Consider the following 11,779-nt stretch of genomic DNA (forward strand, 5'->3'; position numbering starts at 1 on the left):
AAGTTATCGAGCAGGAAGATGTTAGTCATGGCTCACGTCCTTATGTTGCTCCTGCTGGGCGCTCAGGGCTTGCAGTGAGGTGCCATGGCTGGCGGCGATGGCGGCCAGCACGGCGGCCGCCTTGGCGCGGGTCTCGTCCGCTTCGGCCTGGGGTTTGGAGTCATAGACCACACCGGCGCCGGCCTGCACATGGGCCACCCCATCTTTGACAAACGCCGAGCGAATGACGATGCAGGTATCCATCTCGCCTGCACCGTTGATGTAGCCGACGGCGCCGCCGTAGCTGCCGCGGCGCTTGCCCTCCACCATGCGGATCAGCTCGCTGGCGCGGATCTTGGGGGCACCTGTGAGGGTGCCCATGTTCATGCAGGCCTGATAGGCGTGCAGGGCGTCAAGGTCTGAACGCAAGGTGCCCACCACCTTGGAGACCAGGTGCATCACATGGCTGTAGCGATCAACTTTCAGCAACTCCTTGACGTAACGGGTGCCGGGCTCGGAGATGCGGGCTATGTCGTTGCGGCCCAGATCCACCAGCATCAGGTGCTCGGCCACCTCTTTTTCGTCCTGGCGCAGCTCCAGCTCGATGCGGCCATCCAGATCCCGGTTGATGCTGCCGTCCGGGTTCAGGCCACGGCGACGGGTGCCGGCGATGGGGTACATCTCGACATCGCGGCTGGCGGCGCAGAACTTGACCGCGCTCTCCGGCGAGGCGCCAAACAGGGTGAAGCCCTCATCCTGCACGTAGAACATGTAGGGGCTGGGGTTGGTCTGCTTGAGGCGGCGATAGGCGGCCAGCGGGTTCGGGCAGGGCAGGGAGAAGCAGCGGGACGGCACCACCTGGAAGATGTCGCCACGGCGGATGAAGCCCTTGAGCTTCTCCACCTCGGCGCAGAACTGCTTGTCGCCCTTGTCCACGCTCATGCCGCCGGTGAGGGGCTGGGTGGCCAGCTCGGCGCTCAGGGTTTGTTGGCAAATCTGTTTGAAGTCGGTGAGCCGATCGCTCAGGCGGCTATATCTGTCTTCCACCTGGCTCTCGTCGCTGTCGCCGCCAAAGATGCAGGCCAGCAGTTGAGTGGTGCGCTCGATATGATCGATGGTGATCAGGGTCTCGGCCACATAGAAGCAGTAGTCGGGGCAGTTGTTGCTCCCCTCCGGCACCTGCGGCAAATCTTCAAAGGAGGCGATCAGGTCGTAGGCGAAGCTGCCCGCCATAAACAATGCTTCTTTGCCCAACTGGCACTGCAGCTCCTGTTGCAGGGTGCGCAGCACGTCCAGCACGCTGCTCCCCTTGAGGCGAGAGTCTTCATCCTGTTCCCGATCGGAGGCCGGGAAGTCGAGCTGCAGCTCGCCATCCACCAGGGTCTGGTTGATAACGGCGGGCAAGCGTTCGGCCAGCAGGCTCTGCAACTGGGCACCGTTGTCGTTCAGAGTGCGCACTCGCACTGTGCGGCCCCGGCATTCGATGCGCAGGCAGGCATCGACCAGCAGCAGGCTCTGCTTGCCCGCCTTGGAGTCGATCTCCACCGATTCCAGCAGCAGGTTGTTGGGGCGACCCTGGCAGAGTCGGGTGTAGAGCGCCAGCGGGTCGGCCACATAGGGGGCGTTGAGCTTGAGGGTATCGAATTCACCCAGGGGCAAGCGAGTCGTATTGACGGTCATAGTGCGTTCCCTTGCGTGTGATGCTTTTTACCGATGTTCATGACATTGAATTCCTTGGAAATTAAATTGGTTTAGGCGGTTTCAGTAGGGGTGCCATCGCCAGGTCAGTGTTCTTGTCTGAATTCTCGGTTTCATCACAGGTCCATTTGCCGGATAATAAAAAAGCCCGCTGGGGTCAGCGGGCTTTTTCTTTGGGTTCTTAATTTGCTGTCAGATTACAGATACAGCAACGACCACACGCCCGCATGTCAGGGAGTGTGCCACCACCAGATGGTCAGGATGGAAGTCGTTTGCATGATAGAGTCCTGTAAAATTTTGTTTGCAATGAAGTGCCTACAGAAAACGATAAAGCCGCGGCCAAGTCAAGTCGCTTTTTAGCCTTCTTTCACCGATGGTGACCTGATCATGAGAGCGGAATAACCTGATGAGATTCGATCTTCACTGTCATACCACTGCCTCCGACGGTGTGTTGAGCCCGGCCGAACTGGTGCGCCGCGCCGCCGAAAAACAGGTCGAGGTGTTAGCAGTCACTGACCACGATACCCTTGATGGGCTTGATGAGGTGCGCCGAACCATAGCATCCGAGCAACTGCCGCTGCGGCTGGTGAGCGGGGTCGAGATCTCCACCGGCTGGGAGCATCACGAAATTCATATCGTGGCGCTGGGGGTGGATGAAAAAAATCCGCAGCTGGTGGCGTTTTTGGCGGGGCAGCGTGCTCGCCGCGAGGCGCGCGCACTGGAAATAGGGCGCCGTCTGGAGAAGTGCCTGATCCCCGGCACCTATGAAGAGGCCAAGGCGCTGGCCGGTGATGCCGCCGTGACCCGGGCCCACTTTGCCCGTGTGCTGGTGGCGCGCGGGGTGGCGGACAACATGCAGAAGGTATTCAAAAAGTACCTGAGCCGAGGCAACAAGGGTTATGCCCCGGCCGAGTGGCCCGAGATGAGCGAGGCCATCACTGCCATTCACGCCGCAGGCGGGTTGGCGGTACTGGCCCATCCCAGCCGTTACGATCTCACCGCCAAGTGGATCAAGCGGTTGCTGGTGGCCTTCAAGGCGGCCGGTGGCGATGCCATGGAGGTGTCACTGCCCCAGCAGAGCCCGCAGGAGCGGGCCAACCTGGGCCAGTGGGCGAAGGATCACGACCTCTACATCTCGGTGGGATCGGATTTTCACTTTCCGTCCAACTGGACCGAGCTGGGCCGCCACCTCTGGCTACCCAAGGAAGGCATGCCGGTCTGGTTGGCCTATCCCGGCCACTTCGGGCTCACCACCGAGCAGCATGCCGCCCTGCTGGCCAGTCGCTAGCACGGAGTCGGCCGCCGGCCCTCTGCTGCATGGGAGGGCAAACCGGCGTCAAACAGGTTAAGGTAGCGTCATGGGTCTGGAACCCGTGACCATGAAGCGGGCACCGCGCGTGCCCCTATCGCGAGAAGAGCATATGAGTCAGCATTTTTACGTACATCCGGAAAATCCCCAGGCCCGTCTGATCGGTCAGGCGGTGCAGATCATCCAGAACGGTGGCGTCATTGCCTACCCGACCGATTCCGGCTATGCGCTCGGTTGTCAGATGGGTGACAAGGGCGCGCTGGAGCGCATCTGCCGCATCCGTCGCATCGATCCCACCCACGACTTCACCCTGGTGTGCCGGGATCTCTCCGAGATCTCCACCTATGCCAAGGTGGACAACACGGCGTTTCGCCTGGTCAAGGGCAACACGCCGGGGCCCTACACCTTCATCTTCAAGGCGACCAAGGAAGTGCCGCGCCGCCTGATGAACGAAAAGAAGAAGACCATCGGCATCCGGGTGCCCGCCAACAACATAGCGCTGGCCCTGTTGGAAGCCCTCGGCGAGCCGCTGCTCTCCACCACCCTGATCCTGCCGGGTTCGGAGATGGCGGAGTTTGACCCGGAAGAGATCTTCGACAAGCTGGGCAAGCAGCTGGATCTGGTGGTCAACGGTGGCTATCTGGGTGAGCAGCCCACTACTGTGGTGGATTTCTCCGATGACGAGCCCGTGCTGCGTCGTCGTGGCGCCGGAGACCCGACCCCGTTTGAGTGATGACTCTGTGCCCGTGATGGCCCCGCCTGCGTTGGGCGCAACCGGGGAGGGTGTCCCCCCCCAGGCCATCCCATCCCCCATAGCGCGGGTGCTGGGGCAGCCCTACCATGAGCTGCCCCAGGACTTGTTCATTCCGCCCGATGCGCTGGAAGTCTTCCTCGATACCTTCGAGGGGCCGCTCGATCTGCTGCTCTATCTCATCCGGCGCCAGCAGCTGGATATCCTGAACCTGCCGATCCTGCAGATCACCGCCCAGTACATGGAGTACGTGGAGCTGATGCAGGGGCTCAATCTGGAGCTGGCTGCGGAATATCTGCTGATGGCGGCCTGGCTGGCGGAGATCAAATCTCGCCTGCTGCTGCCCAAAGCCCCCGAGCTGGAGGACGAAGAGGAGGGAGAAGATCCCCGCGTCACCCTTATTCGTCGACTGCAGGAATATGAGCGCTTCAAGGTGGGGGGCGAGCGTCTCAATGCCTTGCCACGGGTGGAGCGGGAGATCTTTATCGCCGCCGCCCTGCCGCCGGATTTTGGCTCTCTCAAGCCATTGACTCCCGATGTTTCGCTGGTTGAGCTCGCCCTTTACATGCAAAGTGTGGTAAAACGCGCGACTCATTTCGAACATCATCAGATCCGCCGCGAGCAGATCCCGACCCGGGTGCGCATGGCGGAGATCCTCGCCATGCTCTCGCTGGGCCGGACCTTGCGGCTGGAACAGGTGCTCAGAGCCGAAGAGGGGCGCATGGGGGTGCTGGTGACGTTTCTGGCCCTGCTGGAGCTGTGCAAGGAGTCCCTGATCTGGATCCTGCAGGCCGAGCCGCTGGGGCCGATCCACTTTGCTCTGGCGAGCCAAGATGAGAGCGGGGAGCGTGAACATGCACACTGAGTTGTTTTCTTTGTCCCGAACTTGCTGCCCGCCTGCCGGGGTCTGTGTGCCTCTCCCGTTGGCCAGCCAGCCTGACGCCATGAGCGGGGAGGGCAACCGTGGCGCTGCCCGCTGAACGGCTCAAGACGCTGGTCGAGGCCGCGATCTTCGTGGCCGGACGGCCATTAACCGTGAGTGAGCTGAAAAGCGGCGTGCTGGCGGATTACCCCGTCACCGGCCGCTATATTCAACTCTTGCTGGCAGAACTGCGGCAGGATTACAGCGAGCGGGGGGTGGAGCTCAAAGAGGTCGCCTCTGGCTGGCGCTTTCAGGCGCGTCAGGAGTATGCCGAGGAGCTCTCCAGGCTCTGGAGCGAGCGGGCACCCCGCTATTCCCGCGCCGTGATGGAGACGCTGACGCTGATTGCATATCGGCAGCCCATCACCCGGGCCGAGATCGAAGCCATCCGCGGGGTGGCGGTGTCGAGCCAGATAGTGAATACCCTGAAAGAGCGTGGCTGGGTGCGCAGCGTCGGTCACAAGGAGGTGGTGGGTCGCCCCGAGCTGCTCGCCACCACCCGGGAATTTCTGGATTATTTTAATCTGCAGAGCCTGGAGCAGCTCCCCGAGCTGGATCCTGAACTGCAACACCCCTTGCCCGGTTTGCCGGTCGAGGGAAGCTAGGCCCGGTCCAGGTCGCTGGCCTGTGCCGGCTGATCTGGCCTCTTGAACATCAGGGCGTGTCGGATGACCCATGCGGGATCCTGCACCGCCATCCTCTTGCCCGGCATGCCGGGCGAGGGCCGCGAGACCGGGTCCACTGTGCTGGCATGTGCCGGCTGACCCGATCTTTGAGCATTGAAGCGTGTCGGATTGCCCGTACTGGGTTCGACACAGTAATAACCGTTGCCCGTTATGCTGGCGGGCAGCGATCAACAATCAGGTAACCCCGATGAGTGAAAAACTGCAAAAAGTGTTGGCCCGCGCGGGTCACGGCTCCCGTCGTGAGATGGAGGCCCTGATCACCGCAGGTCGGGTCAGTGTGGATGGCAAGGTCGCCACACTGGGAGATCGCGTCGAAGTGAACGCCGTGATCCGTGTCGATGGCCATACGGTCAAGACCCGTGCCGAGGAAGAGATGATCTGCCGCGTGCTGGCGTATCACAAGCCCGAAGGGGAGATGTGTACCCGTCACGATCCGGAAGGTCGTCCCACCGTGTTCGATCGTCTGCCCAAGCTGGAGAGTGCCCGCTGGATCGCGGTAGGCCGTCTCGACGTCAACACCTCCGGCTTGCTGCTGTTCACCACAGACGGTGAGCTGGCCAACCGCCTGATGCACCCGAGCCACGAAGTGGAGCGTGAATACGCGGTGCGTGTGTTCGGCGAGATCACCGAAGCCATGTTGCAACGCCTGCGCAAGGGTGTGCAGCTGGAAGATGGCATGGCCAAGTTCAACAAGATCAAACCGGCCGGCGGTGAAGGCCTGAACCAGTGGTTCAACGTCACCCTGACCGAGGGCCGCAACCGTGAAGTGCGCCGCCTGTGGGAATCCCAGGAAGTGCAGGTGAGCCGCCTGATGCGGGTGCGCTACGGCGACGTTACCCTGGATCGCGGCATCCCCCGTGGTGGCTGGCAGGAGCTGAAACTGCCGGAAGTGAACTACCTGCGCGGTCTGGTCAACATGCCGCCGGAGACCGAATCCAAGGTCGATCTGCAGCAGGATGGCAAGAGCACCCGTCACAAGCAGGCCGCCCAGATCCGTCGCGCCGTCAAGCGTCACAAGGACATGCAGGGCATGGAGCCGCGCGCCCGCAGCACCACGGCCCGCCGCAAGCCGACCTCCTCTACCCGCAACTCGGGTACCGGCAGCAAGTAAGCGTTGCGCTGAGCCTGATGGGTTCGCGCAAGGAAAGGCCCGCCTCTCAGGCGGGCCTTTTTGTTGCTGCTGTCTGCCATTTATTATTCAAACCCCTTCCTTGCTGAATTAAACCACCCGGCGGATCCACTGCGGGGGAGGGGCAAGGTTGCTCTGCCAGAGCGGGCTTGTTAGCCTTTGCGGCACTGATACAGGAGATAATAATGAGCAAGGTACTTGATGAGCTGCTGGCACTGCTGGCGCTCGAGAAAATCGAGGAGGGCCTGTTTCGGGGCCAGAGCCAGGATCTCGGTCTGCGGGCCGTGTTTGGCGGACAGGTAATGGGGCAGGCCTTGTCAGCCGCCAAACAGACGGTGGCCGCCGATCGTCAGGTGCACAGTTTCCACTCCTACTTCCTGCGCCCCGGTGATGCCAATCGTCCCATCATCTACGACGTGGAGAATATCCGTGACGGCCAGACCGTCTCCACCCGCCGGGTCAAGGCCATTCAGGGCGGCAAGCCCATCTTCTATCTCAACGCCTCCTTCCAGGTCGAGGCCGAGGGGTTCGAGCATCAGATTGCCATGCCGGCGGGGATCACCCCGCCCGAGCAGCTCAAGAGCGAGCTGGAGCTGGTGCGCCCCTACGAGCAGCAGATCCCGTCCGCCCTGCGCGACAAGATCATGTGCGAGAAGCCCATCGAAATTCGCCCCGTGACCCTGGTCGACCCGATCCGGCCGGATGTGCACGAGCCGCTGCGCCACGTCTGGTTCAGGGCCAACGGCCAGATGCCGGACGATCAGCGGGTCCACAAGTACCTGCTGGCCTATGCCTCCGATTTCCACTTCCTGTTTACCGCCCTGCAGCCCCATGGCGTCTCGTACTGGGAGCCGGACATGCAGGTGGCCACCATAGATCACTCCATGTGGTTCCACCGGGACTTCCGGCTGGATGACTGGCTGCTCTACGTGGTGGACAGCCCGAGCGCCAGCGCAGGTCGTGGTCTGGTGCGCGGCCAGTTCTTCACCCGCGAGGGTGTGCTGGTGGCGAGCACGGCGCAGGAGGGGGTGATACGCCGGCGCGGTTGACCTCGGATGCCAGCCATAAAAAAACGGGAGCCACTGGCTCCCGTTTTTTTATGTGCTTGCTTTATCAGGCTGCGTCCTGCTCGGCGCCGAGCGCAGTCTCGCCGCGCTGGGCGAAGCGGTCGGCCCACAGGGCGATGACGCCGTCACCTGTGACGTTGCAGGCGGTGCCGAAGCTGTCTTGGGCCAGGTAGAGGGCGATCATCAGGGCGATGGAGGCCTCACCGAAGCCGAGCATGGAGGTGAGCAGGCCCAGGGCGGACATGACGCCGCCACCCGGGGCACCCGGCGCGGCTATCATGATGACGCCCAGCATCATGATGAAGGGCAGCATGGTGTCCAGTCCCGGAATGGCCAGGTGCTCGGAGAGGAACATGACGGCGGTGGCACAGGTCACCAGGGTGATGGTGGAGCCACACAGGTGGATGGTGGCGCACAGGGGCACGGTGAAGTTGGCGATGCCGTCGCTCACGCCGTTGTTCTTGCTGGCCTGCAGGGCCACCGGGATGGTGGCGGCGCTGGACATGGTGCCGAGGGCGGTGAAGTAGGCGGGCAGCATATTCTTGATGAGCATGGCGGGTGAGCGACCCAGCGCCAGCCCAGTGCCGACGAACAGCACGGAGAGCCAGAGCCAGTGCATGACGATGGCCATCACCAGCACCACGCCGAAGGTCTTCAGGGTGGCGAAGACGGTGCCCTCGACCGTCATCTCGACGAAGACACCGGCGATGTAGAAGGGCAGCAGCGGGATGATCACCTTGGCCAGCAGGCGGTCTATGATGTCGCGGCCCTGATCCGCGACCCGGCGCAGATCGGTGGCCTGGGTGGCGCTGATGCCGATGCCGAACACGAAGGCGGCGGCCAGGGCCGACATGACCCCGAACAGCGGCGGTATCTCCAGGTTGACGTAGGAGCTGAGCTTGATGGCGGCGGCGGCCGTGGGCTCGGCGGCTGTGGTCAGGCGCGGGATCAGGTTGCTGGCCACGGCAAAGGCGAACAGGCCCGCCAGTATGGTGGAGCAGTAGGAGAGGGCGACCGTCTTGCCCAGCAGCTTGCCGGAGTTCTTCGGCAGGCTGGCGATGCCGCTCATGATGAAGAACAGGATGATGAGCGGAATGGTGAAGGTGATCAGCTGACCTATGACTGTCTTGGCCGTAAACAGCACGCGTGCGACCCATTCCGGGGCGTAGAGACCGAGCAAGAGACCGGCCAGGATGCCGGCAACCAGTTTGAGGACAAGTTTCATAAGTAAATCCAGGTGTTAGTGTCTGATTTGTTATTTAATTTTGATTTTAATGCCGCTTTTTAACACAAACGCCGCATCTTGTCTGCCATCACCTGGTTAACTCCGAGTTAAATATTGTTATCTGGATGATGGATCACGGGGAATGGGCCCCTTGAAGCGACGGCGGCGATATTGATGCAGGGTGGGGGCGAGCTCGGGGAGGCGGATCAGCAGGGCATGCAGCCAGCGGCCGTGCACGGCATCCTCGCTGCACCAGCTCTGATGCAGGGTAAACGGCAGGGGGGCGATCAGTTGTTGCAGGCGGGCCTCATCGAGGCGGGTCTGCAGCGGATATTCGTCTTGTGAAGGCGCCACGGCGCAGCTGTGCTCGCCTTCGCCGTAGGGGAAGGAGCAGTAGAGCGGCGCCCGGGGTTTGAGCAGGCCGGCGAGATGCATCAGGGCGGGGGCAAGCTCTCCCTCGGCCAGGCAGGGCAGCGAGCCGCTGGCCCAGATGCCGTCAAAGGGCAAGGCGCTGTGCATCTGCTCGAGGCGGCAGACCCGCACCGGTTGGCCGCTGCGGCGCGAGGCGAGCCTGGCCTGGGCCAGGCTGGCATCAAAGGCGGTGACCATGAGGCCTTGCTGCCGGAAAAAGAGCAGATCCTCGCCCGCTCCACAGCCCGCCTCCAGCAGATGGGCCCCGCTTGCCAGCAATATCAGAAAGCGCTGACGGGCAGACAGGGTGTCGGCATCCGCCGCAGATGGCAGACTGGAGGAGGCATCATGACTGAGCAGTGGCGATGCAGATGGCTGACTGGGGGAGGCATTGTGACCGGGCCGCGGCGATGCAGATGATTGACTGATGGAGGCATCGTGGTCGGGCAGTGGAGATATGGACATGGCAGGCACCTTCTTTCGGGGGCGCTACTCTAGCAAATTTGGCGACGGGCTACCAAAGCGTCGTGCCGTGAATCTGTACTGCCAGGCAGGAGAGCGGTTCTGTGGTGGCGTGCGGGAAGCAAGGAGCGGGGCCAGCGTCGGGCTGGCCCTGGGCTATCAGGTGCGTCGGGCGGCCGGGCCGGTCGGCAGGGCTATCAGGGCAAACAGGCTGTCGAGCAGGAAGTCGGCCTCCCGGGTCAGGTCGATGCGCTCCGGGAAGTGCAGCCAGTTGATGATGTAGCCATCCAGGGTGCAGTGCAGCAGGGTGGCGGCCCGCTGCAGATCCAGTCCCCGGGGCAGCTGGCCGAGGCGCACCGCATTGGCCAGGGTGGTCTCCAGATCCCGGAAGAAGTTGGCGGACTGGCTGCGCATGTGCTCGCGCAGCGAGATGGCTTCCCCTTCCAGCGACTCGAGATTGAACATGATGGTGAACATCTGCTGGTGGGCAGGATTAGTACTGATCTTCACCAGCACCTCCTTGAGGAAGCTGCGCAGCTTGCCGAGGGGATCCGGCTCCTGTTCGGCGACACAGGCGTCGAGCTGATGGGAGAGCGGTTGGCACAGCTCTTCCCACAGGGAGACGAACAGCTCCTCCTTGTTCTTGAAGTGCCAATAGATGGCGCCACGGGTCAGATCGGCGGCCCTGGCAATATCGGTCAGGCTGGTCTTGGCCAATCCTTGCGAACAGAACAGATTCAGGGCCGTACTCATGATGTGGCAGCGGGTCTGCTGCGCCTCTTCTTTGGTTCTTCTGGCCATCGACATCTGCGCCTTGTAAAAGTAAAAAAAGTCACTTACATACATTTATGAATGTATGTATATTGCCTCATCTTTCCGATTTTACCAACAGGGTCATACAAAACCTGTGGTTATTCATTGATTGACAGAGGCTCAGGTTCTTCATGCATAAACATATTCTCGCACGTTCGGTCGGCCTTGCCCTGCTGGCAAGCGGTCTGCTGACAGCTTGTGGCGAACAGGGCAGTGCCCAGCAAGGGCCGGGTGAGATGCCACCCGCCGCCGTGGATGTCGTCACCCTGCACACAATGCCGTTGCAGCTCACCTCGGAGCTGACCGGCCGCAGTGCCCCGCTGCGGGTCGCCGAGGTGCGTCCCCAGGTGAGCGGTATCATTCTCAAGCGCCTCTTTACCGAAGGCAGCGACGTCAAGGCCGGTCAACTGCTGTACCAGATAGACCCCGCCGTCTATCAGGCCAATGTGGCCAGTGCCAAGGCCAATCTGGCCAAGGCGCAGGCCAACGAGCAGAGCGCCCGCCTCAAGGCCAAGCGTTATGCCGAGCTGGTGAAGGTGAAGGCCATCAGCAGCCAGGAGTATGACGACGCCGACGCCGCCTGGAAGCAGCAGCTGGCCGAGATAGGGGCCGCCAAGGCCGCCGTGCAGAGCGCCAACATCAATCTGGCCTATACCCGCATCACGGCCCCCATCAGCGGTCGCATCGGCAAGTCTGCGGTGACCGAGGGTGCCCTGGTGACGGCCCAGCAGGCCGACAGCCTTACCTCCATCCAGCAGCTCGACCCCATGTATGTGGATGTGCGTCAGTCCACCGCCGATCTGCTGCGCCTCAAGCGCCAGGTCGCCGCCGGCAAGCTGACCCAGGGCCAGCAGGATGGTGCCAAGGTGCGCTTCCAACTGGAAGATGGCAGCAGCTACAGCGAAGAGGGCTCGTTGCAGTTCTCCGACGTGACCGTGGATGAGACCACCGGCATGGTGACCCTGCGGGTGATAGTCCCCAACCCTCACCAGCTGTTGCTGCCCGGCATGTTCATGCGCGCCACCCTGCAAGAGGGTGAGCGGGCCGAGGGGCTGCTGGTGCCGCAAACTGCCGTGACCCGCACCCCGAAAGGCGGTGCCACCGTCATGGTGGTGACCGCGGACAACAAGGTCGAGCTGCGGGAAGTGCAGCTGAGCCGCATCGTCGGCAGCGACTGGGTGGTGGAATCCGGTCTCAAGACGGGCGAGCGGGTGATCGTCGCCGGTCTGCAAAAGGTAAAACCCGGGGTTGTCGTGGCGCCCACTGAACAGACTGCCACCGAGCTGTCTGCCCAGACCCCGGCCAACAAGTAGGATGGAGTAGTCGC

At 62.4% G+C, this 11,779-nt stretch carries 11 protein-coding genes; 7 read left to right on the forward strand and 4 right to left on the reverse strand.

Going from position 1 to position 11,779, the window contains the following annotated elements:
* Nucleotides 1-21 precede the first annotated feature (21 nt).
* The gene (locus ACM3N8_RS10070) at nucleotides 22-1,659 is read right to left on the reverse strand and encodes an anthranilate synthase component 1 (protein ID WP_290017577.1); all 1,638 of its coding nucleotides are present in this window, start codon (nucleotides 1,657-1,659) and stop codon (nucleotides 22-24) included.
* A gap of 424 nt (nucleotides 1,660-2,083) precedes the next feature.
* Between ACM3N8_RS10070 and rnm the strand changes: the two genes are divergently transcribed.
* From rnm to tesB, 6 genes are all read left to right on the forward strand, one after another.
* Nucleotides 2,084-2,965: an RNase RNM gene (rnm, locus tag ACM3N8_RS10075; protein WP_241326313.1), complete on the forward strand. Its 882-nt coding sequence runs from the start codon at nucleotides 2,084-2,086 to the stop codon at nucleotides 2,963-2,965.
* 133 nt (nucleotides 2,966-3,098) lie between these two features.
* On the forward strand, nucleotides 3,099-3,719 hold the full coding sequence (locus ACM3N8_RS10080) for an L-threonylcarbamoyladenylate synthase (protein WP_043134223.1): 621 nt from the start codon (nucleotides 3,099-3,101) through the stop codon (nucleotides 3,717-3,719).
* 16 nt (nucleotides 3,720-3,735) lie between these two features.
* The gene (locus tag ACM3N8_RS10085; protein WP_274454354.1) at nucleotides 3,736-4,602 is read left to right on the forward strand and encodes a segregation and condensation protein A; all 867 of its coding nucleotides are present in this window, start codon (nucleotides 3,736-3,738) and stop codon (nucleotides 4,600-4,602) included.
* 98 nt (nucleotides 4,603-4,700) lie between these two features.
* Nucleotides 4,701-5,264: an SMC-Scp complex subunit ScpB gene (gene scpB / locus ACM3N8_RS10090; protein ID WP_241278349.1), complete on the forward strand. Its 564-nt coding sequence runs from the start codon at nucleotides 4,701-4,703 to the stop codon at nucleotides 5,262-5,264.
* Between the two features lie 268 nt (nucleotides 5,265-5,532).
* Nucleotides 5,533-6,456: a 23S rRNA pseudouridine(2605) synthase RluB gene (gene rluB, locus ACM3N8_RS10095; RefSeq protein ID WP_043134216.1), complete on the forward strand. Its 924-nt coding sequence runs from the start codon at nucleotides 5,533-5,535 to the stop codon at nucleotides 6,454-6,456.
* A gap of 203 nt (nucleotides 6,457-6,659) precedes the next feature.
* Nucleotides 6,660-7,523: an acyl-CoA thioesterase II gene (tesB, locus tag ACM3N8_RS10100; protein WP_043134214.1), complete on the forward strand. Its 864-nt coding sequence runs from the start codon at nucleotides 6,660-6,662 to the stop codon at nucleotides 7,521-7,523.
* A gap of 64 nt (nucleotides 7,524-7,587) precedes the next feature.
* On the opposite strand, the gene ACM3N8_RS10105 is transcribed toward tesB, so the two are convergent.
* The 3 genes from ACM3N8_RS10105 to ACM3N8_RS10115 form a co-directional block, all read right to left on the reverse strand.
* Entirely contained in the window at nucleotides 7,588-8,766 is a 1,179-nt protein-coding gene (locus tag ACM3N8_RS10105; protein ID WP_043134212.1) for a dicarboxylate/amino acid:cation symporter, read from the reverse strand.
* Between the two features lie 117 nt (nucleotides 8,767-8,883).
* Nucleotides 8,884-9,456 (reverse strand): class I SAM-dependent methyltransferase, encoded by a 573-nt coding sequence (locus ACM3N8_RS10110; RefSeq protein WP_416016125.1) that lies wholly within the window; start codon nucleotides 9,454-9,456, stop codon nucleotides 8,884-8,886.
* 342 nt (nucleotides 9,457-9,798) lie between these two features.
* Entirely contained in the window at nucleotides 9,799-10,440 is a 642-nt protein-coding gene (locus ACM3N8_RS10115) for a TetR family transcriptional regulator (RefSeq protein ID WP_290017572.1), read from the reverse strand.
* A 143-nt stretch (nucleotides 10,441-10,583) separates the two neighbouring features.
* Here ACM3N8_RS10115 and ACM3N8_RS10120 point away from each other — a divergent pair, with 143 nt between their 5' ends.
* The gene (locus ACM3N8_RS10120) at nucleotides 10,584-11,765 is read left to right on the forward strand and encodes an efflux RND transporter periplasmic adaptor subunit (protein ID WP_098983406.1); all 1,182 of its coding nucleotides are present in this window, start codon (nucleotides 10,584-10,586) and stop codon (nucleotides 11,763-11,765) included.
* Nucleotides 11,766-11,779: the final 14 nt, after the last annotated feature.

This window comes from Aeromonas sp. A04 (genome assembly GCF_047780465.1).
Taxonomy (GTDB): domain Bacteria; phylum Pseudomonadota; class Gammaproteobacteria; order Enterobacterales; family Aeromonadaceae; genus Aeromonas; species Aeromonas bestiarum.

What these genes read in the sequence shown, in the direction of transcription:
- ACM3N8_RS10105 (WP_043134212.1), bottom strand. Translation starts at nt 8,766, where the DNA reads ATGAAACTTGTCCTCAAACTGGTTGCCGGCATCCTGGCCGGTCTCTTG.
- ACM3N8_RS10080 (WP_043134223.1), top strand. Translation starts at nt 3,099, where the DNA reads ATGAGTCAGCATTTTTACGTACATCCGGAAAATCCCCAGGCCCGTCTG.
- ACM3N8_RS10070 (WP_290017577.1), bottom strand. Translation starts at nt 1,659, where the DNA reads ATGACCGTCAATACGACTCGCTTGCCCCTGGGTGAATTCGATACCCTC.
- ACM3N8_RS10120 (WP_098983406.1), top strand. Translation starts at nt 10,584, where the DNA reads ATGCATAAACATATTCTCGCACGTTCGGTCGGCCTTGCCCTGCTGGCA.
- rnm (WP_241326313.1), top strand. Translation starts at nt 2,084, where the DNA reads ATGAGATTCGATCTTCACTGTCATACCACTGCCTCCGACGGTGTGTTG.
- ACM3N8_RS10115 (WP_290017572.1), bottom strand. Translation starts at nt 10,440, where the DNA reads ATGGCCAGAAGAACCAAAGAAGAGGCGCAGCAGACCCGCTGCCACATC.
- tesB (WP_043134214.1), top strand. Translation starts at nt 6,660, where the DNA reads ATGAGCAAGGTACTTGATGAGCTGCTGGCACTGCTGGCGCTCGAGAAA.
- ACM3N8_RS10085 (WP_274454354.1), top strand. Translation starts at nt 3,736, where the DNA reads ATGGCCCCGCCTGCGTTGGGCGCAACCGGGGAGGGTGTCCCCCCCCAG.
- rluB (WP_043134216.1), top strand. Translation starts at nt 5,533, where the DNA reads ATGAGTGAAAAACTGCAAAAAGTGTTGGCCCGCGCGGGTCACGGCTCC.